Origin of the sequence: Novosphingobium sp. FKTRR1 (assembly GCF_020404405.1) — a bacterium.
Taxonomy (GTDB): Bacteria; Pseudomonadota; Alphaproteobacteria; order Sphingomonadales; family Sphingomonadaceae; genus Novosphingobium.
Window position 1 is genome coordinate 1 of the sequence record NZ_JAIZDA010000043.1, and the last position, 21111, is coordinate 21111.

At 62.7% G+C, this 21111-nt stretch carries 29 protein-coding genes; 18 read left to right on the forward strand and 11 right to left on the reverse strand.

The features are described 5' to 3' along the window. Positions 1–129: 129 nt before the first annotated feature. The 8 genes from LDN95_RS21020 to LDN95_RS21055 all read right to left on the reverse strand — a co-directional run bounded on the left by LDN95_RS21020 (position 130) and on the right by LDN95_RS21055 (position 2809). On the reverse strand, positions 130–480 hold the full coding sequence (locus tag LDN95_RS21020) for a hypothetical protein (RefSeq protein ID WP_226019494.1): 351 nt from the start codon (positions 478–480) through the stop codon (positions 130–132). Between the two features lie 2 nt (positions 481–482). After that, positions 483–821, reverse strand: a complete 339-nt coding sequence (locus LDN95_RS21025) for a hypothetical protein (RefSeq protein WP_226019495.1) — start codon at positions 819–821, stop codon at positions 483–485. Beyond that, positions 818–997, reverse strand: coding sequence for a transposase family protein (locus LDN95_RS21030; RefSeq protein WP_226019496.1), 180 nt, complete (start codon positions 995–997; stop codon positions 818–820). The genes LDN95_RS21025 and LDN95_RS21030 overlap by 4 nt, the downstream gene beginning before the upstream one ends. Next, complete coding sequence (locus tag LDN95_RS21035; protein ID WP_226019497.1) at positions 994–1197, reverse strand: hypothetical protein; 204 nt, start codon at positions 1195–1197, stop codon at positions 994–996. Before LDN95_RS21035 ends, LDN95_RS21030 begins: the two co-directional genes overlap by 4 nt. Beyond that, a complete protein-coding gene (locus LDN95_RS21040) occupies positions 1197–1508 on the reverse strand; it encodes a hypothetical protein (protein ID WP_226019498.1) in 312 nt (103 codons plus the stop codon). Before LDN95_RS21040 ends, LDN95_RS21035 begins: the two co-directional genes overlap by 1 nt. Further along, positions 1505–1888: a hypothetical protein gene (locus LDN95_RS21045; RefSeq protein WP_226019499.1), complete on the reverse strand. Its 384-nt coding sequence runs from the start codon at positions 1886–1888 to the stop codon at positions 1505–1507. The genes LDN95_RS21040 and LDN95_RS21045 overlap by 4 nt, the downstream gene beginning before the upstream one ends. 91 nt (positions 1889–1979) lie before the next feature. Then, positions 1980–2399 (reverse strand): hypothetical protein, encoded by a 420-nt coding sequence (locus LDN95_RS21050; protein ID WP_226019500.1) that lies wholly within the window; start codon positions 2397–2399, stop codon positions 1980–1982. Continuing rightward, positions 2396–2809, reverse strand: a complete 414-nt coding sequence (locus LDN95_RS21055; protein WP_226019501.1) for a helix-turn-helix transcriptional regulator — start codon at positions 2807–2809, stop codon at positions 2396–2398. Before LDN95_RS21055 ends, LDN95_RS21050 begins: the two co-directional genes overlap by 4 nt. 73 nt (positions 2810–2882) lie before the next feature. Between LDN95_RS21055 and LDN95_RS21060 the strand changes: the two genes are divergently transcribed. From LDN95_RS21060 to LDN95_RS21080, 5 genes are read left to right on the forward strand one after another with little or no spacing between them, the layout of a single operon-like run. Beyond that, a complete protein-coding gene (locus LDN95_RS21060; protein WP_226019502.1) occupies positions 2883–3104 on the forward strand; it encodes a helix-turn-helix transcriptional regulator in 222 nt (73 codons plus the stop codon). Beyond that, positions 3101–3376 carry a hypothetical protein gene (locus tag LDN95_RS21065; RefSeq protein ID WP_226019503.1) on the forward strand — a complete coding sequence of 92 codons (276 nt, stop codon included), beginning with the start codon at positions 3101–3103 and terminating at the stop codon, positions 3374–3376. The genes LDN95_RS21060 and LDN95_RS21065 overlap by 4 nt, the downstream gene beginning before the upstream one ends. Next, complete coding sequence (locus tag LDN95_RS21070; RefSeq protein WP_226019504.1) at positions 3373–4482, forward strand: toprim domain-containing protein; 1110 nt, start codon at positions 3373–3375, stop codon at positions 4480–4482. Before LDN95_RS21065 ends, LDN95_RS21070 begins: the two co-directional genes overlap by 4 nt. After that, a complete protein-coding gene (locus LDN95_RS21075; RefSeq protein WP_226019505.1) occupies positions 4479–5204 on the forward strand; it encodes a hypothetical protein in 726 nt (241 codons plus the stop codon). Before LDN95_RS21070 ends, LDN95_RS21075 begins: the two co-directional genes overlap by 4 nt. Before the next feature lie 20 nt (positions 5205–5224). After that, positions 5225–7162: a hypothetical protein gene (locus LDN95_RS21080; protein WP_226019506.1), complete on the forward strand. Its 1938-nt coding sequence runs from the start codon at positions 5225–5227 to the stop codon at positions 7160–7162. Between the two features lie 38 nt (positions 7163–7200). Here LDN95_RS21080 and LDN95_RS21085 read toward each other — a convergent pair whose 3' ends face one another. From LDN95_RS21085 to LDN95_RS21095, 3 genes are all read right to left on the reverse strand, one after another. Continuing rightward, positions 7201–7428, reverse strand: coding sequence for a hypothetical protein (locus LDN95_RS21085; RefSeq protein WP_226019507.1), 228 nt, complete (start codon positions 7426–7428; stop codon positions 7201–7203). 69 nt (positions 7429–7497) lie between these two features. Beyond that, positions 7498–7638: a hypothetical protein gene (locus LDN95_RS21090; protein WP_226019508.1), complete on the reverse strand. Its 141-nt coding sequence runs from the start codon at positions 7636–7638 to the stop codon at positions 7498–7500. Between the two features lie 57 nt (positions 7639–7695). Continuing rightward, positions 7696–8538, reverse strand: coding sequence for a DUF932 domain-containing protein (locus LDN95_RS21095; RefSeq protein ID WP_226019509.1), 843 nt, complete (start codon positions 8536–8538; stop codon positions 7696–7698). A gap of 436 nt (positions 8539–8974) precedes the next feature. On the opposite strand from LDN95_RS21095, the gene LDN95_RS21100 reads away from it, so the two are divergent. From LDN95_RS21100 to LDN95_RS21160, 13 genes are all read left to right on the forward strand, one after another. Further along, positions 8975–9526 carry a hypothetical protein gene (locus tag LDN95_RS21100; protein ID WP_226019510.1) on the forward strand — a complete coding sequence of 184 codons (552 nt, stop codon included), beginning with the start codon at positions 8975–8977 and terminating at the stop codon, positions 9524–9526. A gap of 318 nt (positions 9527–9844) precedes the next feature. Continuing rightward, entirely contained in the window at positions 9845–10462 is a 618-nt protein-coding gene (locus tag LDN95_RS21105) for a hypothetical protein (RefSeq protein ID WP_226019511.1), read from the forward strand. Then, positions 10455–12131 (forward strand): hypothetical protein, encoded by a 1677-nt coding sequence (locus LDN95_RS21110; RefSeq protein WP_226019512.1) that lies wholly within the window; start codon positions 10455–10457, stop codon positions 12129–12131. The genes LDN95_RS21105 and LDN95_RS21110 overlap by 8 nt, the downstream gene beginning before the upstream one ends. Positions 12132–12134: 3 nt before the next feature. Next, positions 12135–12401, forward strand: coding sequence for a hypothetical protein (locus LDN95_RS21115; protein WP_226019513.1), 267 nt, complete (start codon positions 12135–12137; stop codon positions 12399–12401). A 110-nt stretch (positions 12402–12511) separates the two neighbouring features. Next, a complete protein-coding gene (locus tag LDN95_RS21120) occupies positions 12512–13093 on the forward strand; it encodes a hypothetical protein (RefSeq protein WP_226019514.1) in 582 nt (193 codons plus the stop codon). Positions 13094–13155: 62 nt separating this feature from the next. After that, positions 13156–14820 carry a portal protein gene (locus tag LDN95_RS21125; protein ID WP_226019515.1) on the forward strand — a complete coding sequence of 555 codons (1665 nt, stop codon included), beginning with the start codon at positions 13156–13158 and terminating at the stop codon, positions 14818–14820. Between the two features lie 5 nt (positions 14821–14825). Beyond that, positions 14826–15173, forward strand: a complete 348-nt coding sequence (locus LDN95_RS21130; protein WP_226019516.1) for a hypothetical protein — start codon at positions 14826–14828, stop codon at positions 15171–15173. Next, complete coding sequence (locus LDN95_RS21135) at positions 15157–16104, forward strand: hypothetical protein (protein WP_226019517.1); 948 nt, start codon at positions 15157–15159, stop codon at positions 16102–16104. Before LDN95_RS21130 ends, LDN95_RS21135 begins: the two co-directional genes overlap by 17 nt. 265 nt (positions 16105–16369) lie before the next feature. Then, entirely contained in the window at positions 16370–17296 is a 927-nt protein-coding gene (locus LDN95_RS21140) for a phage capsid protein (protein WP_226019518.1), read from the forward strand. A gap of 57 nt (positions 17297–17353) precedes the next feature. Beyond that, positions 17354–17797 carry a hypothetical protein gene (locus LDN95_RS21145; protein ID WP_226019519.1) on the forward strand — a complete coding sequence of 148 codons (444 nt, stop codon included), beginning with the start codon at positions 17354–17356 and terminating at the stop codon, positions 17795–17797. 112 nt (positions 17798–17909) lie between these two features. Then, on the forward strand, positions 17910–18110 hold the full coding sequence (locus tag LDN95_RS21150; protein ID WP_226019520.1) for a hypothetical protein: 201 nt from the start codon (positions 17910–17912) through the stop codon (positions 18108–18110). 18 nt (positions 18111–18128) lie between these two features. Continuing rightward, complete coding sequence (locus LDN95_RS21155; RefSeq protein WP_226019521.1) at positions 18129–18725, forward strand: hypothetical protein; 597 nt, start codon at positions 18129–18131, stop codon at positions 18723–18725. 3 nt (positions 18726–18728) lie between these two features. After that, the gene (locus LDN95_RS21160; protein ID WP_226019522.1) at positions 18729–20984 is read left to right on the forward strand and encodes a hypothetical protein; all 2256 of its coding nucleotides are present in this window, start codon (positions 18729–18731) and stop codon (positions 20982–20984) included. The last annotated feature ends 127 nt before the right edge of the window (positions 20985–21111 follow it).

Here is a 21111-nt window from a genome sequence, read left to right on the forward strand (position 1 = left end):
TGGGCCAGAAGAAGCTCGTTCTTCTCAGCTTCGCTCAGCACATGAAGCGGGGGTGGGGCCATCAGCAGGGTGAATCAAACTCCGAGTCACCGCGCAACCATTTTCTGCCAACCTCCTGAGCAGTTACCGTCAGCCATTGGCCTGCCCCCGCTTGGCAAGAGTGGCGGCGAGCTGATCGGCGCTGGCGCGGGTGTTGGTTTGTTCGACCTGATCGGCAGCGGCCTCCAGTGCCGCAGCAAGTTCACGCGCCGCGCTGGGCGAATACGGCATATGTATGCCGTTGCCGCGAAAATTCAGACCTACCATTACCCAAGTCACGCCATCGGCGGGAAGTATCCCGCAGATCAACCTGTCGGCCTTGCAGAAATGCACGCCCCCCGCAGCAAAGCAGAATTCGTGCATGATGGTGTCATCGGCGGTGACTTCCCTCTCCACACCGTCAGGCATGTTGATGATGTAGTGATTGCGTTCGAGCGCCATGCTTACTCTCCCTGATTGTCGATGCGGTCGATGGTGGCCAGCGCGAGCGCGGCGAGTTTGACCAGACGGCGGCGGATGCGGTCGCTGGGTTTGCGGAACTGGACATCGTCGAGGACGCCGCGCGCTTCACCTTCCAGATCGAGCGCGAAAGCGCGCAGCGGTTTGGCCAGGTCGGCCACGGGCGTGTGGCCGAATTTGAAGATCTGTTCGTGGCGCTTGGCCATGACGTCTTCCATCGCGCGGACCAGCGCGTAGGTGGGGGCAGGCCAGCCACTTGCGCTGTCCTTGCCTGCAGCTTCCGCTGCATCGGTTGGGGTGAAGGGCGGAAGCTGGGTGTTCATGACGCGCCGCCACGGCCACGCGTTCGGCAATTTGTGCTGGCCAGACCGTGCGCCTTGCACAAGCGGTGCACCATGGATTGGCTGATGCCAAAGCGCTGGGCCAGCACGCCATGCGTTGTGCCTGCACGGCGCAAGGCCAGCAGCCTTTCGGCTTGCGCGGGCGTGAGCCTGATCATTGATCGACAACCGATGTGAGGCAGGGCGGCGGATCGGCGCGGAAGCAATAGTGCACCGCCGGTGTGGCCTGTGCTGCCGGGATGACCGGCGCGGTAAGCCAGCACAGCAGCGTGGCGGCGGCCAGCAGCAAGCCCAGTGCGGCGAGCGCGGCGAGGACATCGCCGGGGGTGCACGGTGGCGGGGGCGCGGCGCGGGGCATCACAGTTCCACCCGCAGCGTTGCCTGCTTGATCGCGAAGCCTGCCGCGTTTGCCGTATCGTTCAAGGCATCGGCCAAATGGCCCAGACGCGCCTTGCAAATACTGATGGCGATGCCCAGGGCGGTGACGTTGATGCGCTGATCAGGGTGTGCCCAAACCATCCGTTCGATGGTTTCCACCGCTTCGTAAGCCGCGTTGCAGGCAACGTCGGCAATAATGCCGGTGAATTCGGCAGGAACGCCGTTTTCAAGCAATTGCTGGCGAATGGCGCGCCTCATGCCCGCGCCGAAGTATTCTTCGTGATGGTTCATGACCGTTTCCCGAAATCGCGGCCGCCGACTATGCGCAAGTTGGTGGCGGCGCTGTCCATATCGGCAGCGGCGGCGGCCAGCGCGGCGGCATCGATGGTGGCGGCGACATCGGGCGGTATCCACCCTGCGAGCCAAGCGTCCACGGCGGCGCGCTGCCATGTGCTGCGCGTGTGGGTGCCGCGATAAAGCGCGCCGCCCTTGAGCATCGTCGGATATGGCCGGGGGAAGCCATGCTGCGCGATCAGCGCATCGACATAGACGACCATGCGGGCGTCGCTGAGGCGTTGCTGCCCCAGTTCGCGGCGAATGTACCAGAGATTGCAGGTGGTGGCTTCGGGGTCGTGCTGGCGACCAAGCCGCTTGCTGGTGTGCGATGCCATGACAGGCCTCCGTTGGGGAACAACGGAGGACTTGTTGGCATATCGCTAACTTGCGGTCAATTGAAATGTTGTCAAATCGACAACATCAAAGTTAAGGCCAAATTGGCTCGCTCGGTTTCATGTTCGCGCGGTAGGCGTCGAGGCTGGCTTGATCAGCGTCCAGCGATGCATTTGTTGCCGCGCGGCGTGCCAAGTCGGCTTGATCCCTGGCAGTTTGCGCGTGGGCTTGTGCCGTCGCAATTTGCCCGTGCAATTTGGAGTTGCTGAGATCGATGCTGCGCGCGAACGCGTCGAGATTGGAAATTTGACTTTGCATGTTGTCCATGCGCGCCCGAATGGCGTCCGTTGCCGGTGTTGAGCCAAGCAAAGGATCTGGCGCTGACTTCGAAAGGAGATCAATCTCTAAGGACAATATGTGAAGTTGATATTGCTGGTAAGCAAGGCTGCCGACCAACCCTAGCCCAGTGGCACAAAGTGCAACGATGGCAAGGCGAGCGGCAGTGGGCTTCATGCGGCATTTCGCGTCTGGTCGATGTTCACATGACTAAAAGTTTCCGTGTCCGACGGACGCGATCCATCAATCGGCTCGCGCGGTGCGGCAACGCGGGAAATCATTTCGCGTTGGATGGCATCGGCAGCACGAAAATTAAGGACCAAGGCAATCTCCGAGTCAGTCAGCGCGAGCACGTGATGATCGTCGGGGAGTAATTCAGCAGGCGCTCGTTCAAGCGCCTTACCGATCCGTCGCATGTAATCGACGGTCAACTGCATTTTGCCAGTTTCCAACTCGCTAATCGTCGGCTTGCTGACGTGGATCAGGTCCGCAAGCTGCTGCTGCGAAAAGCCTTTTTTGAGGCGTAGTTCGCGAATGCGGTTGGGCAAATTCGACATGCCCGGAAATTGGATGATGTCAGCACACATGCATAGAAGCTATTACCAGACAGCGCGTTGATCAAGGGTTGTCGAGCTGTTGGCGATTAGCTAACATGACCTCATGTCTGACAGCTCTTCCAATCATCCGCTAAAAAAATGGCGGTTAGGCAAAGGCTTAACGCTTGATGCGGCGGCTGCGATGGTCGGTACGACGCGCCCAGTTTGGTACAATTGGGAAAAAGGGCGGCGTCGTCCCGGCGCAAATTTCATGGCGCGGCTGCGTGATGTCACCGGGTTATCCGCCGATATCTTCTATCCCGACACCGAGCGGAACGCCGCATGACGCCCGCCATTCAGGCGATAGCCGCGCAGCGGGGTGGGCAATGGGGTGTGCTGCTGTTCGCGGACCAGCGCGAGGCGCTGTTCATCCCGGCGCCGCTGGTCAATGATGTGATGGCGCAGATCGCGCAGGCTGCAGTGGTGGCCGATGGCATGCACCCGGCGCAAGCGGTGGCGCTTTCCGACGAAGCGGGCGAGCGGCGGCGCTTCGATGTGAAGCAAGGTGTAGTGCGCAAGCCAGGACTGCTGGCCGGTCCGTGCGGGGTGCGGTCATGACCGTGCGATCCGTCGCCGAAATCGAGCAGGAATTGCGCGACAATGCCGCCGCAATCGGCCGCCAGTGCCTGCCCGGCGCGGTGGAAGAAGGCAATTACCTGAAAGCCGGGTCGATCCTGGGCGAGCGCGGCGGCAGTCTGGTGCTGAACCTGAAAGGCGGATCGACGGGCTGGTGGCGCGACTATGCGGGCACCGACAGCGGCGACATGCTGGACCTGATCCGGATTACCCAAGGCTGCGCGACCAAGGCGCAGGCCGTGGCCATTGCCAAGGACTGGCTGGGCATCCGCGACGAATGGGGCGCGGGCCAGCGCGCTGCGCCCGATCCGGCCGAACTGGCAGCGCGCGCCGAACGGCTGCGGCAGGCGCAGGAGCGGCGGCAGATCGAGGCGACGCGCGAGCGCGAAGCGAAGATCAGGGGCGCGCGGGCGCTGTATCTGCATGGCGAAGCGCGGCCAATCGCGGGCACACCGGCGGAGGCCTATCTTGCTGGGCGGGGATTGCGGCCAGTGGAAGTGAAGCCCGGCGAGGGGCCGCGCTGGCCCGGCGCGCTGCGGTATCACCCCGAGGTCTATTGCAAGGACGCGGGGGTGAAAGTGCCGTGCCTGCTGACCCCGCTGTATCTGGCGGATGGTACGCACGTGGCGACGCACCGGATCTGGTTGCAACCGTGCCAGCGGCGCGGATGGACGAAGCTGGACACCGAAAAGCCCAAGAAAGTGCTGGGCGCGATGTGGGGCGCATTCGCCCCGATCAACAAAGGCGCATCGGGCAAATCGATGCGGGCGATGCGTGAGGATGAACCGGTTTACGTGACCGAAGGGGTAGAGGACGCGGTGGTGGTGCGCATGGCGCGACCCGAGGCGCGGATCGTGTGCGCGATATCGCTGGGCAATATCGGCGCGATCGTGCTGCCAGAGGCCGCGCGGCGACTGGTGATCGTGGCCGACCGCGATAGTAACCCAAAGGCGGTCGACGCGCTGGAACAGAGCATTGCCCAGCAGCAGGCGCGCGGGCTGGACGTGCGCCTGGTGATGCCACCGCCCGGCATCAAGGACGTTAACGACTGGCTGTTGGGCGCGTGCGCCAATGGGGCAGCGGCATGAGAACCGGCCAAGCCTATCGCGCCAGCGCGCGCCGTGCGTTTGACCTGCCGCCGCGCTGGGCGGAGCGGCGCGGGCGTGTGGTCCTTCGACAAGCTCAGGACGAGCGGCAATGGTGTGACGCCACGAATGAGCGCATTGATGCGTTGGATCGCATTTTGGCCAATTTCGATCGCGAACCCTATCCGGGTTTTGAAGACGATTTGGTCAAAGCCTATCCCGATGGGCCAGTAGCGGTAATCAATTGGGATTTTGGTTCAGCAGTTTCCGGGGTGGAGAGCGAATCGGCCGAGCGGGCAGAGCCTGCAGGGGACAGCGGCCGCGAGGCACAGGCAGCGGAAGTATCGAGCGGGGCCACCCCGGATGGTGGAGTACTGGACCCCGCGAATGCCGGTGAATGTCCCCAAGACCCAGAGATAGAAAGCTTTCCGGCGCAGCCTCTCCCGCGCCGGAAAGTCGGACCGGCGCGGGGCAATGTGCAGACCCCCCGCATAGCACCCGCGCCGGTTCGGGTTGCATTGCCGTCGACCAGCGCCATGGATGATCGCGCCGTCCGGGTGCAACAGGCCGGATTGACGATCGGCGCGCGACGATCAGTGGCGAAGCCCGACACCACCTGGTGCGCGGTGTGCGCCTGGCACAAGCCGCTTTGGATGGGCCGCGACTGCATCGAGGCAGGATGCCCGCTGAAACCGCTGGCGCGCGCGCAAGGCGGCAAGGCATGATCGGCGCCAGCCCAGATCCTTTGGCGCAGATCGGCGCCGCGCTGGACAACCCGACCCCAGCGCCGACGATGGCTGAGCCGGGCGAACGTGTCCGCGGCCAACACGACGACGGTGACGAGCCGTTTCCGCTGGACTGTCCGGTTATCCCGCTCGGGGCCCAATCCACGATCGATGGCAGTCAAAAGTGCTACTATCTCAACGTCAACGGCGAAATTGTGGGGCTGGAGTCGGGCAACAAGCACGGAAAAGGCAATCTTGCCGGGCTGTTTGGGCACAAAGTCAAATACCTTGAAAGCCAATGGGGCCGCTATAGCGACCCGAAAAAAGAATATTCTAAAGTCGAAAAGCGGTGGATTGAAGTGGAGCCGCCGCGCCTGATTGGTTTTGACCAAGGCAAAGCCAGTATTGCGCTCATCTCTGAATGCAGCCGTCGGGGCATCTTCGATCCAGCGGGGCGGTTGCGCGGGCGCGGTGCGCATGCGCTGACCGGCGGCGGATTGGTGTTGCACCTGGGCGACGCGGTGGCGGCGCTGGTGGCGCGTGCGGACGGCAAGCTGAGCGATCTAAGCTGGCATGACACGGGCCTGCACCAGCGGTTTGTCTATCCGGCGGGTGCGCCGCTGTCTCGGCCGTGGGCACAATCCGTGGGCCCTGCGGCGGCAATCACGATAGCCGAACGGTTGAAACGATGGAACTGGAAGCGGCCCGATCTGGACCCGATTTTGCTTTTGGGCGCGATTGGGCAGGGCTTTATCGGCGGGGCGCTGAGCTGGCGATCGAACGTCTGGATCACCGGCCCGCGCGGCACCGGCAAGAGCGCGCTTAACGGGCGCGAAGGACTGGTGCCGGGCCTGTATGGCGACATGGTGTTCCGCACCGCGAACACCAGCGCGGCGGCGATCCGACAGAGCCTGAAAAACTCTACGGTGCCGGTCATGATCGACGAAGCCGAGCCGGGCAAGGACAGCCGCGCCATTGACGCGGTGGTCGAGCTGGCGCGGGTGGCATCGAGCGGCGACAAAGTACACCGGGGCGGGCAGGATCACAACGCGACCGAATTCACGCTGCAATCGCCATTCTGGTTCAGCTCTATCAATATCCCGGCGATGGAGGCGGCGGACCGATCGCGCCTGGCCATCCTGGAGCTGCGACCGCTAAGCGCCGACGCAAAGCCGCTGGAGCCGCTGCCGCTGGCCGATCTGGGCCGCAAGCTCTTTCGGCGAATGATGGATGGCTGGCCAATGCTGGCCGAATGCAAGCGCCGCTTTCACGTGGCGCTGATCGAGGCGGGCCACGACAGCCGCGCGGCCGACCAGTTCGGCGGGTTGTTAGCCTGTGCGCATGTGCTGCTGAACGACGAAGTTTGCGATGACGAGGACGTGGCTGACTGGGCGCAGCATTGCCGCCCGCAGCGCATGGCCGAAGTCAACGATCAGCTGAGCGATGAAGATGCATGCATCAACCATCTGCAAACGGCGCTGGTGCAGCCACGCGGGCGCGACAGCCGCGAGGCGGTGAGCGAGCTGGTGGCACGCTGGGTGGCCAAGAGCCTGAACCCCGAAGGGCTGACGGACGACACGCGCGGGTATGTGGAGCAGTTGGGGCTAAAGGTCGTCAACCCGGTCTATCGCCCGGCTGATGGCGCCAAACCGGCGCGTTGGGGATCCGAAAGCCTGATGCCTCACGCCGCGCCGGGCTATCTGGCGGTGGCATCGACGCACCAGGCACTGAACGCGATCTTTGCCGGGACGAAGTGGCAAAACGGCGTGTGGAAACAGACGCTGGCGCGCGTGGAGGGCGCGGTGGAAGTGGCGGCGGTAAGCTTTGCGCGCGCGAAAATCCGCGCGGTGCTGATCCCGCTGTATACCGTGATTGATGAACGCGAGCTGCCCGACCTAAGCAAGCGTGATGCGGCCCGCGCGTGGCTGGCCGAACAAACGCAAGGGCCCGAGGCATGATCGCCCCGGGCCCGGTGGTGGCGCGTTTGGTGGCGCGGTCAACGCAGGACAGTGGCGTCTGCGTTCATGATGCTTTCGTAAGCCCGATTGCCATTGGCTACCGGATCGACTTCGGCGGAAGCCGAAATTTTCGCCCTCCATTCGCGCGCGGCAAAAGGCCGGGCCGCTTTGATCAATGTTTCATCATCACTCGTGGACTGCGCAGCTTCGAAGCCCACAGTGTAGATAAATCCTGTATCCGTCGTGAACTGAACAGTAGCGGTCATGATCGAGTCTCCCTTCGTGTAGGTTATCTGTGGTGGTGGGCCGCTGGCAAGTGCCAGCGGCGGGGATTGTCAGGTGCGTGTGAGGATGTCGGCGCATTCGAGCAGCTCGACGAGGCGGCGCGCCCAGGCTTCGGCATCGCGCTGCTTGCCGCACTGCTTGTAGGCGATGGCCTTGGCGAGGGCCTGCGCAATCTTGCTACGGTCGATCATGGCGGAAATTCCTTTGCAGGGGCCCGCCGGGCGCGTGCCCGGCGGGGTGTGGCGGGTTCAGGCCTTGAGCGCGCGCATGCCTTCGGCGAGGGTCCACAGGGCGCGGTTGACGCCCACGTTCTGATCGATGCCGTTGATCGGGCGGGTGCTGCGACGGATCACGCGGCCGTCGTCGGTGCGGCGCTGGCCGTGCAGACCGCCGCGAACGATGTTTTCCTGTACCGCGTTGAACGTGGTCCACAGATCACCGCCGACGTCGGCCGTGCGGCGGCGGCGCAGTACCTGGTCAGGGGTGACCGGCGCGGCTTCCTCGCCATAGCGAGCCACCAACGCCGCTTCGGCGAACACGCGCTGTTCGGGCTTGGACAGCTGCAGCGCGGCCATTTCGCGGGTGCTGTCAATCAGCCGCGGGAAGTCCTGCGCGATGGTGTACGCGCCTTCGATAATCTGGTCCTGAATGTGGCCCTTGTGCGGCACGCGCACTTCCTCGAACTGCTGGCCCGCAATCATCGAATTGGTGCAGACGAAACGAACCAGACCGGCGAACATCTGATAGCTGGTGGTGCCATCGTGGCTGTTGACAATGATGACCTCGGCCGCCTCGCTCTCGGTGATGTGTTCGGGTCGACGCAGGCGCAGCATGTGCTTGGCATGGCCGGTGCGGGTGCGATCGCGCGGCATCGCCTGCACCGCAAAGAACGGCTGCCAGCCTTCGCGGCGCAGGCCCTGCACGATATCGATCGTCGGGACGTACACGTACTTGTCAGAGCGGCTGTCGTGCGCCTCAGCGGCGAAGATCGAGGGCACCACCTGGCGCAGCTGGTCATCAGTCAGCGCCTCACGTGCGCTGATCTGGCGGGCGTTGTGGCGGGCGAAGCGGGTGGCAAGAGTGTGGTGCATCGATCTGGTCCTTTCGACCCTTGGCGCGGCCTGATTGCCGTCGCCTTCGATGCGTCTCATTTTCGGGACGTATCTATATTTGTCAATATGACCAGTGAAAAAAATTTGCGAAGCATTTCCGATGGTGCTTGCGATCGCAGCGGCACCGTAGGTGACGCGGTGCGCGATCGCTCCACAAATGCCGCAATCGCAACGATTTGCATGGTGGCTGTTGGCTCTCAGCACGCGCCGACGCGCGGCCGCAGCGGCACCGCAGGTGACGCGGTGCGCGGCCGCTCGCTCTCACCCTGGCCCGCCGGGGTGCGGATCGCTGGCGGGCATGCGCGGCGCCTCGCTCAACCTGTGTGTTTGACCCCGGCCCGTTGGGATGCGATAAGGCTGGACAGCCAGATTGCCGCGCGTCGCGGGACCGGGGTGGCGGTTGCAAGCGCAACCGATGTGCAACCGCTTTGCAACTGGCAAGACACTGAAATTGCAGGACTTTTTACGCGGTTGCAGTGGTTGCGCGCTGTCCTTTCGCGTGATGCGCATGCAGGCGAGCGCGTGCGCGACCATGCGCGTATACGTGCGCGTAACGCTGCAACTCTGCAACCACTCAGGTTTATTAATATATATCAATGGTTTAATGGTTGCAGAAGCGGTTGCACATCGGTTGCGCTTGCAACCGGCGTCGGCGGGCTCGCGCCTGGTGCGGATCTCGACCGAAATTCAGAATATTCTGGCGGGTGGAAATGGCGGCCGCTCGTTAGATTGGGCCGGCAGCAGTGTGACGCGGGGGAGGGTGGCGCAAACTTTCGGCGATTTGCTGGCGCTGACCGGCGCGCGATCGGCGGCGGCTCGATGTCGACCAGGCGAAGCAAGAATGGCGGATTTCTGCGGTTTTCGGCGGGTCGGTTGGAGCGTGTTGGAACGATGCCGTTGGAACGTTCGGCGCAAGGTGTTGCAAGGCAAGGGTTTTTCGGTGCGGTGCATCTGCCTGTCAGGCTGACCGCATCGCCGAGCGGCGACGCGATGGCAGGGGGGGGCTCGATCAGCCCGGCCGATGGGGGCATGCCCCCATCGGCCAGCGGCACAGTCCCCAGCATGGTCGCGCGCGGCGCTGTTCAAGTTTTGATCGGACTTCCGGCCACCTGTGACCATACCCGAGATCGAGCAGCCGTGCCGGATGGGGGCCATAGTTGGGGACCACAGAACGGGTCGGGGTGGAAATCCCGGACGGTCCAGCGAAGCGCTGCAAAGGTGGGTCGGGGTGATTGGCTGGCTGAAAGCCTGCGTCGATCTGCACACGCTAGCGGGGAGCTTGTCTGTGTCAACTGAGCGCGGCGGAAAGATGTGGGCCGATGGCGCGATGCGCGATGCCAAGGGCGAGATAGATGGCCGTGCGACCGCATCGGCCGAACAACTGGATTTTCTGCCGACCCCTGAGGAAATGGCCGAAGCTCATCATGCGCTGGCGCTGGACACCAAAGATGGGGCGGTGCCAGTACGCGATGTGCTGGCCGAGGCGCGGCGGCGCGGGCGCAAGCGCGGATCGCGCAACCGCCGCACCGATGATTTCGCGCGATGGATCCTGTCGTACGGGCAGCACCCGGCGGTGACCTTGATGCAAATCCAGTCAACCCCGCCTGAAGTGCTGGTGGAGCGATCGGCAGCGCTGGATAGCCCCAAGCGCCGGTTGACGTATGGGGATGCCCAGAGTCTGATCACGCGCTGTGCGGATATCCTGATGCCTTACATCGAGGGCAAGAAGCCGATCGCGGTCGAGCTGGGCGTGAATGGTGATTTCAACCTGCTGATCCCCGGCCTGAACATCAGCGAGAGTGATGCGCGCCGTGCCGCGCAAGGCGACTTCGTGATTGATGGCGAGCTGGTGCAGTACCTGCCCGGTGATGATGACGAACCGGAGGATCAGGCCAATGGCTGAATCGTTCGATTTCCATCCCGACTTCGGGCCGGACGAACCGGACCTTGATCACGAGCCGCTGCCGCCTGCGCGCGAGATGAAGCGGATCGGCCCCAAGATGGACGGGATGATCTCCTCGCGCGCGTTCATCGTCGGCGGCATGGGCCCTGTGGGCAGCGGCAAGACGATCGGCTTTTCAACAAAGTTTCAGCACCACGGCGCGCGGCAGCGCGGAACGATGAACAGCGCGGGCCAATTGGTGCGCAAGGCGCGCTATGCCATGATCCGCGATACCTACCCCAACCTTGACCGCAACACGATCCCCAGCTGGAACAAGGTGGTGCCGCGCAACATCGGCACGTTCGTGAATTCCGCGCCGCGCATCCATCGGTTTTCGTTCGTGCTGCGCCGTGATGGCCACATCCTCGACACGTCGGCCAAGGCCATCGACATTTGCCAGATCGAAATGGAATTTCGCGCGATCGGCAACCAGACGGTGGAAGACGCGTTGCGCGGGCTGGAAGTGACGGCGGCGCTGGTCAACGAAGCCGACCGCACGCATCCCGATATCCTGACCTTCCTTGCAGGCCGTGTCGGCCGCTACAGCGATCTGGATCCGACGCTGGTGGTCGATCCGTTCATCGCGCTGGATCTTAACGGGTGCGACGATGAAAACTGGACGCACAAGGTGCTGGTGGAACAGCACCTGGATGACGACGTGCTGCGCGCGGTGCAGGCGGTTTCTGCTGGGCGGCCGCTGATCGAATATTTCGAGCAACCGCCTGCCATCCTGGAGGGGCCGGAGTTCGAAGGCGGGTGGATGGTCAACCCGGCAGCCGAGAATGTCGAGAACCTGCCGCAGGGGTATTACGAACGGCAGTACGCGTTTGCCAAGATGCGCGGCAACCAGACCTATATCGACCGTATGTTGCGGTCGAAGTACACGCCACCGCTATCAGGCCGGTCGGTATTTCCCGAGTATATCGAGGATATTCACTGCGCAGACTTTGCCGCGATCCCCGGTATTCCGCTGCTGATCTTTGCCGATCAGGGTTTGCTGGGTGCCGTGTTGATCTGTCAGCTGGTGAAGGGCCAGCTTCGCGTGCTGGAAGAAGTGGCGGCGGTATTCGAAACCGCCGACGACGAAATTCACGTGGTGCAGATGGGCGGGGAAACGCTGGGCCGTCAAGTACGCGAGCTGCTGATCACGAAGTATGCGGGGTATCAGATCGGTGATGCCGTGTGCGACCCGGCGGGGGCGGCGGGCGAAAATGCCATCGATTTCAGAAGTTGGCGACAGGATTTCCAGAAGGGACTGGGCCACAAGGTGCGCAAGGCGCGGGTGCCGCGCAACGCCATCCAGCCCCGGCTCAAGGCGGTGCGGGCTCGGTTGAACGCGCCGATCGGCACACAACGGGCGTTGCTGGTGCATAGGCGCTGCACAATCACGCGCCGGGCGTTCCGCACGAAGTATTTTTACCAGCGGGTCGGAAAGGGCACAGGCGAGGGCTTCTATGCCGATGTGCCCAAGAAAGTGCAGGGCTATTCCGACGTGATGGACGCCCTGCAGTACGGCTGTTTCGAAGTAGAGAAGGGCCTTGATCTTTCCGTCGGAGGACAAGGCCGCATCGGGCATCGGCAATCCGAAGTCGTCAATGACAGCGACTTCGACGAATTCAGAGGAGCTTGATCGATGGCATTTCTTGGAGCTTTGGCACCGTTGCTTCTTCAGGCGGGTGCGACCGCCGCAGCTACGGCGGCGGCATCGAGTCTGTTGGGTGGTGGCGGACCCGGACAGGTTGCGACTGTGCCGCAAGTGCGGCGCGACGATGCCGCCGTGCAGCAGGCTGGCGATGATGCGCTGGCGCGGCGGCGTGGCGGTGCTGCGGACATTCTGACCGGATCGGGCGGGGCGGCTGTACCGTCGGCCGCCGTCGGCCGCCTGGTGCTGGGTAGTTGATCCAGCCTGACAAGCAAAACCTGAGGAAGGACTGAATGATGGCTGACAATACAAAGATCGCAACGTCCCAAAATGGAGACGCAGCAACCGATGCAAATGGAAATGGTACGATGGAGCAGGCGCTCGCTACCGCGCACGATGAACTGGCGGCGGTGACGGCTGAACGCGATGAACTGGCGACGCAACTGGCGGCGCAGGCGTCCGCCCTGGGCGAGGCGAACACCGAGCTGGCTACAGCGCGCGATGAACTGGACGTGCTGCGGGCTGAGCGCGATCGTCTGACTGCCGCAGTGGCAACAGCCGAACAGTCGGTGGCGGCGGCACCAGTGGAAAGCCCGGCGACGCCGCGCGATTGCGGGCCGCTGGCTGACAATGCCGTGTTGACGCTGGACGATCTGCGCGCGGCGATCGGCGCTGCAGATGATGTGCAAGTGGTATTCAGCGACGGCCAACAGGAAATCCTGACGCTGCAGCCCTTGCGCATTACTGGCGCGGCATGGGTGAACACGGTGCCGGGGTTGAAGCTGGCGGTGCCGGGTCTGTTGATTTTACCAACTGAACAAGTCGAGATCGCGGGGTACGCCCTGTTCCTTGATGGCAAGCAGGCGGCATGGTCGCCGCGCCCCGATGTGCTGCGTATCCCCGCTGGTCAGCAGTCGGACATTTCCAACGATGTGGTGTTTCCCGGCTGACCGCCTTGTGCCCGGCCAGATGCGGCCCGGCCGGGCACTTTCCCGATCCCATGGAGCGCGTGATGGACGAAAGCATTCAAAACGAAGAACAGGCCAAGTGCGATATCCGCGATTTTGGCCGGCTGAAGGCCGAGCGTGCCCCATGGGAAAACACGTTCCGCGCGATCGATGAGCGGTTCCCCAGCGGCGCTGGTGGCTTCGTGCAAAAAAGCCCTGGCGGCATTCGCGGTGGTGCCAATTTTGACAGCACGCACATCACTGCGCTGGCGCGGTTTGCCGCAGCCGGGGTGGCGATCACCACGCCCGAGGAAAAGCTGTATATCCGCCCGCGCTTTGCCGATCCCGCGTTGAACCGGCTCCGCGATGTGCAGTTGTGGTGCGAAGAAGCCGGGCGACGGCTGTACGATATCCGCCATGCGCCGCACACAGGGTTTTCGGTGAGCGCGAACGAGGATTGGGACCAGCTGGGGCGGTACGGCACCAGTCCCGTTTGGAGCGAGGCGCGCGACGGCGTACGCGGGGTGCGGCGTGGCGGCCTATTCTATCGCTGCCTGCACTTGTCGAGCACCTATATCGACATTGACTATTCGGGCATCGTCAATCTGTGCGTGCGCTACATGGTCAAGACGGCCGATCAGCTGGAAGATCAGTTCGGTCGCGAAGCCCTGACGCCCAAGATGATCGAGGCGCTGGATGACAAGAAGGGCACAACCGAATTCGAGGTCATTCACTGGATCGGTCCGAACCGCGATTATGATGCCGAGCCGATGGACTGGCGGCGCTTTCCAGTGGCGTCACGCTATCTGGCGCTGGGCGAAAAGCTGTATGTGCGCCGCCGTGGCTTTCATTCGATGCCGATCTCGGTTTCGCGCCATGTGACTAGCGCGGGCGAAAAGTACGGGCGCAGTCCCGGCATCCACATGTTGCCCAACATCGAAGGCGCAAACGCCATGCGACGCACCACGCTGCGGGCCGGTCACAAGGCGGTCGATCCAGCGCTGGTGTTCAATGATGACAACGGCATTACCAAGATCGCGACGAAGCCGGGCGGCCTGACTGCCGGGTTGATGGATGAGAACGGGCGCATACTGGTGGGACGGATGCCCGGTGGCGAGGCAGCATTGCCCTATGCCCGCGAAGATCTGAACGATGAGCGTGAAATCATCCGCACCGAGTTTCTGGAAGATTTCTACAAGATACTGACTGACCCCAACAGCCGCATGACCACCACGGAAGTGCTGGAAGTGATGGCGAAGCAAGGCATTCTGGTGCGGCCGTTTGCGGGCCGTTACGCGATGGAAAAGCAATATCCGATGACCAACCGCGATCTGGAACTGGCACTGGATGCCGGACAGATTGCCCCACTGCCGCCCGCCGTGGTCGAGGCCGGGGCATGGCCGATCATCGATTACGAAAACGAGCTGGCCGCCATGGCGCGGGCGCAGGAAACCAGCAAGACGATGCGGTTCAACGAGGTACTGACTGGCCTTGCAAATGCCAGCAAGGATGGCGCGATATTGGACTGGCTGAATGAGGACGCCATGGTGCCCGGCATGGCCGAGGAAATCGGCGTGCGGCCGTCCTACGTGCGTAGCCCGCAAGAAGTGCAGGCGATCCGCGCGGCGCGCCAGCAGCAACAGCAGATGACCGAGCAGAGCCAAGCGGCGCTGCAGAATGCGCAAGCCTATGCCGCGATGGCAAAGGGCAACCAGTTGGCGGCGGCGTGACCATGTTGAGCTCGCAAAACCGCCTGCGCTGGCGTGCGGTGCTGATATCGCGCGCGGCAAGATTGTGCCTGTGGATGGCGCCGGAATGGCTGCGCGACCGGTGGCTGGGCGTGTTGTGGCGGGCGATGTTCCTTGGCCCGGATGACGGGCCGCACCGTGCAGGCGAGATCGTGCTGGCTGATTTGCGCACTTATGCCTTCCTTGACCGGTCGACCATCTTCGACAGCGACCCGCTGGTGATGGCGTACCGCGAAGGGCGGCGATCGGTGGCGTTGCGACTGATGAATTACCTGAACCTGGACGAGGACGCGGTCCAGAAACTGATGGAGGTAGATGATGGCCTTGGAGACTGACGGTAACGGTGGTGGTGGTGCGGGTAGCGCAGTCGACATGCTGGGCGGCGCTGGCGGCGGCGCTGGTAGCGACGGCGCGCAAGGCAGCGGTGGCGACGGCGGACAGGGCAACGGTGGCGACGGCGGACAGGGCAACGCGGGCTGGTTTGCATCGCTGGGTTTGTCCACTGATGCGGCGGGCGAAAATGCTGCCAGCAACCACGATTACGTGGCCAGCAAAGGCTGGAAATCGGTGGACGACATGGTGGCCAGCTACCGCCAGGCCGAACACGCGCTGCGCAACGGCGGCCGGATCGCCATTCCGGGCGAAAACGCCAGCGCAGAGGAAGTCGCGGCGTTCCGCAGTGCGATCGGTGTGCCCGAGGATGCCAACGGTTATGCGATCGAACCGCCCACGGGCGCCGATGGCAAGCCGGTGCCGCTGAACAGCGCGCTGATCGACCGGCTTTCGGCCAAGGCGTTGGAAGCCGGTATGCCTGCTGGCGCGTTCAAGCAAGTGCTGGGCGATTTCATTCAGGCGCAGATCGAGGAGCGCAGCGGCATCGAATCCGCCGGGCTGGAAGGCGCGCGCGCTTGGGTTGCCAAGCAGGGTGCCGACAGCGACGTGAAGCTGGCTGCGATCGACCGAGCGGCAAAGGCGTTCGATCTGTCGGCGCGCGATCTGAACGAACTGCGCAACCTGTGGGGTGCTGACAAGGCCATGAACATGCTGAGCCGGGCGGGGCTTGGCATCCGCGAGGACAGCATGGTCGATGGAGGCCGTAAGTCGTTTGGCCTTTCGGGCAGCGAAGCACAGGCACAAATCAACAGCCTGCGTTCCGATCCGGTATGGGCAGGCAAAGCCATGATCCCCGGCACTCCCGAAAACCTGCAATACAAGCGGCTGAACGACATGGTGGGTGAAGCGGCCAATCGCGCTGCGGCGGGTTGATCGAAAGATTTGCACATTGGGATTGACAAGCCCACTTGACGCTGGGCGCAAAACGAATCATTTTTGAGAGGAACTGGGGCTGGTTCGTCGTTTTTGGCGGACCAGCCCTTGGGACCATAAGCCCGGCCAAGCCTCGATCCGCCCCGGCCCTGATGTGGATGCATCCGCGCACCCGACGCGTTGTATCGGCAGAAAGCGCCGGACCCTTGGTCCCCAAGCCTTTCGCGAAACGGTCTGACAACCCTTTTGCCGAAAGGCCATTGCCATGAGCTTCAACGTTACGCCTGCAATGCAGGTTGCGTACAAGAACAACGTCGAACTGGCGCTGCAGCAAACCAAGTCGATGCTGTACGACAAGGTGATCGTCCAGAGCGATGCCAGCGCCGAAAAGGTCAAGGTCAAGGATATCGTTGGCAACACGGGGCCGAACGAAGCCAACGAGCGCCACGGCGACACGAAGTACAACAACCCGACCTATGACGGCATCTGGATCCCCAAGCCAAACGAGCTTTACTATGCCGACCTGATCGACAATGCCGACAAGCTGGGCACCAGCATCGACATTCAGGGCACCAGTACGATGACCGGCGCCGCCACCGTGGCCCGCGCCAAGGATCAGCGCATCCTTGAAGGCTTCTATGGGCCGGTCATTTCGGGCAAGGCCGGTACGACCACCACGGCGTTCCCTTCGGGTCAGATCATTGCGGTGGGCACCGGCGGCGCAAGCGGTGCGCAGAAGATGAACACCGCCAAACTGCGCGCGGCAACCAAGCTGCTGCTGCAGGGCTATGTGCCCGATATGTCGCAGCGCTGGATGGTCCTGACCGCTGACGACAACGACGCCCTGCTGACCGAAGTTCCGGCGACCAGCGCCGAATTCAAGGAAAGCTTTGGTGGCGTGGTGTCCGATGGGCTGGTGCAGAAGCTGCTGGGCTGGAACTTCATTCACATGGAGCTGGACAACCCGCTGCTCTCGACGATTCCCGGCCTTGCCACAGACGGCAGCGGTTACCGCAAGACGCCGTTCTGGGTGAAGCAAGGACTTGTGGCCAACAGCTGGCAAGACCTGAACACCAGCGTCGACAAGATGGCGGGCAAGCAACTGTCGATTCAGGTGTGGGCGGGCACCACGCTGGCGGCCACCCGCACGCAAGCCGGGTATTCCGGCGTCATCCTGAACCAGAAGGGCTGATGGTGGTGGCGGGCGTGTGCCTCGCCACCGTTTTCACGCGCATCAAGGACCAATGCAATGGCGACGTACTATCTCGATCAATTCGTGGGCGTGGTGGATGGCTCGCAAATCCCGGCGAACAAGGCCGATGGCCGTTATCAGAACGCCAAGACCAAGGAGACTTTCGCATCGAAGGTGGCCGGGCAGGCGTGGGCATCGGGCGACGTGATCTATGCCGGTCGGCTTCCGGCCAATTGCGTACTGCGCGAGGCGTTGGGCATTACCGACACCACGCTGGGTACCGCGACGCTGAGCCTGGGCACGCTGGCCGCGCCGACCAAGTACGTCAACGCCAAGACGCTGACGGCGGTGGACGTACCGACCGCGCTTGGCCCCAAGGGGGCGCAGGCTGCCGCAGCACCCAATACGGTCGATGAAGACCTGTACTGGACGGTGGGCACGACCACGGTTGCAAGCGGCACCAACCTGACGCTTGGGTTCCGGTTCGGCGCGATCGGCTGATGAAATTGGCGGTCGGGCGTGCGTGATGCTGCCCAGACCGCCAACGGGGCCGCTGCCTGCGTCGAAACAGTAGCGGCCCCGATCCCATTCCCTTCGATCAGGAGCATTGGCCATGGCCGCACAGTACAAGTTCACGCTGCAGCGCGGGAAAACCGACCTGAAAGACGTGACGATCGCGGCCGGTAGCGCCGAGGCGCAGAGCGATACGGTTTCGGTGAACATCGATGTCACCAGCATGAACCGGATGGACGCACTGATGCTGCTGGAAGCGATCGAGAACTATATCCTGCGCGCACCCTGGCCGCCGTTGTAAGGCTGCAGGGCACAAAGCATGGCCAGCGAAATTCAGGTGGCCAAAGTGGCCGCGACGGCAATCGGATCGGAACTGGCGATCACATCGCTGGACGACAATCGTGTGCTGGCGCGCACGCTGAAAGAAAACTGGGATATCGAGCGGCGCGCGACGCTGCGCGACAGCAGTTACAATTTCGCCACGCGGCGCTGGGCGCTGGCGGCGGCTGACCTGACAGTCACCGATATCGAGCCCTATCCTTACAGTGCCGCGTTTCGCCTGCCGGGCGAGTGTCTGCGCTTTCTGGAACTGCTGGATAATGTTGCGCGGCTTGATTACCGGGTCGAGGGCGGATTCATCCTGTGCAATGTCGGCGGGCCGCTGTACGTGCGTGGCATCAAAGACGTGCCCGAAATGGGTGTGTGGAGCGATGATGCAGCGACGGCATTCGGGTTGCGGCTTGCATGGAAATGCGGCCACAAGATCGCAGGCAGCAGCTTTGACCAGAGCACGGCCGAACGCAAGTATCGCAACGCGCTGAATGATGCGGGTCATGTCGATGCCATCGAAAATCCACCAATGGATCAGGAAGAAAGCGACTGGGTAAACGCCCGGCTGCGGTGGGGGATGCAATAGGCCATGGCCAGCATCCGCCATATGATCAGCGCGTTTCTGGCGGGTGAAATATCGCCAATGCTGCAGGGGCGTGTTGATATCCAGCACCACGCCTATGGCTTGCAGACTTGTGAAAACTTTGTGCCGATGATCGAAGGGCCGATCGTAAAGCGACCGGGCTTTCTGTATGTTCGCGATGCCGATCCAACATCAAGCTGGCTTTCGGCATTTCGGTTCAGCGTGACGCAACAATACGCGATCGAATGGGGCAATCTGAAAGCACGATTTTTTACCCAAGGTGGCCGGATCGAAAGTCCGCCGGGCACGGCATACGAAGTGGCGACGCCCTATGCCGCTGCTGACTGCCCATTGCTGAGCTTTCAGCAAAGCCATGATCGGCTGTACATCGACCATCCCGCCTATCCCCCGGCCGCGTTGAGCCGGACCAGCGCGATCACGTTCAGCTATGCTGCCAGCGCGCTGAGCAATGGCCCGTTTCGCGATCAGAACACCAACGAAACGATCACAATCACACCCAGCGGCGCAAGTGGTTCGATTACCCTGACCGCATCATCCGCGTTGTTTGTTGCCGGACACATTGGTTCGCTCTGGCGGATCGAGGTAGAGGATTTTGCCAGTCTGACGGCGTGGGAGCCGGGGCGCAAAGATGTGGTCAGCGGCACGCAAGTGCGCAGTGATGGCAAAATCTATCAGGCTATAAGCAGCGGTGTGACCGGTGGTGTGCAGCCGATCCACGAAGCGGGCAGTTATTACGATGGCCAGAACCTGAAAGATGTGAACGGCAACGGGCCTTATGGCGTGTTGTGGAAATACATTTCAGGAAAGTACGGGATCGTAAAAGTAACCGGCTTTACCAGTTCAACACAAGTGACGGCAACCGTGGTCAAGGCATTGCCGCCGCCTGCTGTCGGCGCGGCGACCTGGCGGTGGAGCGAAGGCGCCTTTTCGAATGCGCGCGGGTGGCCGGGGCTGGTGCTGCACTTCAAGGGGCGGCAAATCCACTTCAAGGACTTTGATGTGTGCGCCAGCGTGGTCGGTGATTACCTGAACCACGATACTGCGACATCGAACGGCACGCCCGAGACCGATCTGGCGTTCCGCCGCACGATCGCCACCGATAATCCCCCGATGTGGGTGGTATCGGACAGGGCGATCCTTGCCGGGACTGCCGACAGTGAACTGGCGATCGGCCCCACCAACGCGGCGGCACCGCTTTCGGGAAGCAATATCGCGGCCACGCCGCAAAGCTATTACGGCAGCGCCACCGTGTTCCCTGTCCAAGTTGGCACGGCCACGCTGTTTGTTGAGCTGGGCGGGCGCCGAATGCGCAGCACCGATTTCGATTTTGCGCGCGATCGATACAACCCGGTGGATCTGACCGCGGCGGCGCGCCACATCACTGCATCGGGCATTGTGCAGCTTGCCTATCAACGGTGGCCGACGCCGCTGTTGCATGCGGTGCGCGGTGATGGCCAAATTGTGACGCATCCGTGGACGCGCGAAGAAATCAAGGGGTTTTGTCGACTGGTGCCCGGTGGCAATGCCACGGTGCTGTCGGCGGCATGCATCGTTGGCGCCGATGGCAAATCCGATGATCTGTGGTTGCTGATCAGCCGACCCACGCCCGGCGGAACGCGCCGCGAAATCTGGAAACAGGCATCCTGGCGCGAGCTGGGCGATCCGATCGATCAGGCGTTCTTTGTTGATGGCGGAGTGCAACAGTCAGCCAGTGCCGGGCAGACCCATTTCAGCGGCCTAAGCCATCTGGCGGGGCAAGCGGTGGCTGTGCTTGCAGGTGGCAACGTGGTGAGTGGATTGAGCGTTGCAAATGACGGCACGCTGGATTTGCCCGCTGATGCCATTCCGCTGGCTGGTGGGTACACGCTGGCTGTAGGCCTGCCTTACACCGCCACGGCGGTGACGTTGCGGCCTGAACCGCAAAGTCAGAGCGGGACCATACAGGGACTTCGGCAGCGCGTGGTGCGTCTGGTGCTGCGCTTGCTCGACACGCTGGGGATAAAAGCGGGTGGAGTGAGCAACGAAGATGGCGTGGTCGATCCGCTGGAAGAAGTATTGGACCGGGCAAGCGAAACGGCGCTGGATGAAGTGCCGCCGCTGTTTTCGGGCGATACCGTGGCAACTTCGATCGAGACGAGTTTCAATCGCAACGGACAAGTGCAATTCGTTTCCGATTTGCCGCTGCCTGCTGTGGTCAGCGCGGCAATGCTGAAGCTTGACGTAGATGCCAACGATGCCTGAGAACCTGATCCGAAAGTTGTTGAGCAATACCAGCATGTTGTGATTCACGCCTCTTTGCGAAGAGATGGAGTGAATGGTGACATGGACTGGTATTGCCCGGCGCGAGCATAGCCGGGAGGGATTGCGA

Coding starts and splice junctions, on each gene's coding strand:
- LDN95_RS21150 (WP_226019520.1), top strand. CDS start 17,910: ATGGCCGCACAGTACAAGTTCACGCTGCAGCGCGGGAAAACCGACCTG.
- LDN95_RS21070 (WP_226019504.1), top strand. CDS start 3,373: ATGACCGTGCGATCCGTCGCCGAAATCGAGCAGGAATTGCGCGACAAT.
- LDN95_RS21075 (WP_226019505.1), top strand. CDS start 4,479: ATGAGAACCGGCCAAGCCTATCGCGCCAGCGCGCGCCGTGCGTTTGAC.
- LDN95_RS21040 (WP_226019498.1), bottom strand. CDS start 1,508: ATGAACCATCACGAAGAATACTTCGGCGCGGGCATGAGGCGCGCCATT.
- LDN95_RS21055 (WP_226019501.1), bottom strand. CDS start 2,809: ATGTGTGCTGACATCATCCAATTTCCGGGCATGTCGAATTTGCCCAAC.
- LDN95_RS21145 (WP_226019519.1), top strand. CDS start 17,354: ATGGCGACGTACTATCTCGATCAATTCGTGGGCGTGGTGGATGGCTCG.
- LDN95_RS21140 (WP_226019518.1), top strand. CDS start 16,370: ATGAGCTTCAACGTTACGCCTGCAATGCAGGTTGCGTACAAGAACAAC.
- LDN95_RS21025 (WP_226019495.1), bottom strand. CDS start 821: ATGAACACCCAGCTTCCGCCCTTCACCCCAACCGATGCAGCGGAAGCT.
- LDN95_RS21115 (WP_226019513.1), top strand. CDS start 12,135: ATGGCATTTCTTGGAGCTTTGGCACCGTTGCTTCTTCAGGCGGGTGCG.
- LDN95_RS21020 (WP_226019494.1), bottom strand. CDS start 480: ATGGCGCTCGAACGCAATCACTACATCATCAACATGCCTGACGGTGTG.
- LDN95_RS21030 (WP_226019496.1), bottom strand. CDS start 997: ATGATCAGGCTCACGCCCGCGCAAGCCGAAAGGCTGCTGGCCTTGCGC.
- LDN95_RS21155 (WP_226019521.1), top strand. CDS start 18,129: ATGGCCAGCGAAATTCAGGTGGCCAAAGTGGCCGCGACGGCAATCGGA.
- LDN95_RS21095 (WP_226019509.1), bottom strand. CDS start 8,538: ATGCACCACACTCTTGCCACCCGCTTCGCCCGCCACAACGCCCGCCAG.
- LDN95_RS21120 (WP_226019514.1), top strand. CDS start 12,512: ATGGAGCAGGCGCTCGCTACCGCGCACGATGAACTGGCGGCGGTGACG.
- LDN95_RS21085 (WP_226019507.1), bottom strand. CDS start 7,428: ATGACCGCTACTGTTCAGTTCACGACGGATACAGGATTTATCTACACT.
- LDN95_RS21035 (WP_226019497.1), bottom strand. CDS start 1,197: ATGCCCCGCGCCGCGCCCCCGCCACCGTGCACCCCCGGCGATGTCCTC.
- LDN95_RS21065 (WP_226019503.1), top strand. CDS start 3,101: ATGACGCCCGCCATTCAGGCGATAGCCGCGCAGCGGGGTGGGCAATGG.
- LDN95_RS21160 (WP_226019522.1), top strand. CDS start 18,729: ATGGCCAGCATCCGCCATATGATCAGCGCGTTTCTGGCGGGTGAAATA.
- LDN95_RS21125 (WP_226019515.1), top strand. CDS start 13,156: ATGGACGAAAGCATTCAAAACGAAGAACAGGCCAAGTGCGATATCCGC.
- LDN95_RS21045 (WP_226019499.1), bottom strand. CDS start 1,888: ATGGCATCGCACACCAGCAAGCGGCTTGGTCGCCAGCACGACCCCGAA.
- LDN95_RS21100 (WP_226019510.1), top strand. CDS start 8,975: ATGTGCAACCGCTTTGCAACTGGCAAGACACTGAAATTGCAGGACTTT.
- LDN95_RS21110 (WP_226019512.1), top strand. CDS start 10,455: ATGGCTGAATCGTTCGATTTCCATCCCGACTTCGGGCCGGACGAACCG.
- LDN95_RS21060 (WP_226019502.1), top strand. CDS start 2,883: ATGTCTGACAGCTCTTCCAATCATCCGCTAAAAAAATGGCGGTTAGGC.
- LDN95_RS21135 (WP_226019517.1), top strand. CDS start 15,157: ATGGCCTTGGAGACTGACGGTAACGGTGGTGGTGGTGCGGGTAGCGCA.
- LDN95_RS21050 (WP_226019500.1), bottom strand. CDS start 2,399: ATGAAGCCCACTGCCGCTCGCCTTGCCATCGTTGCACTTTGTGCCACT.
- LDN95_RS21090 (WP_226019508.1), bottom strand. CDS start 7,638: ATGATCGACCGTAGCAAGATTGCGCAGGCCCTCGCCAAGGCCATCGCC.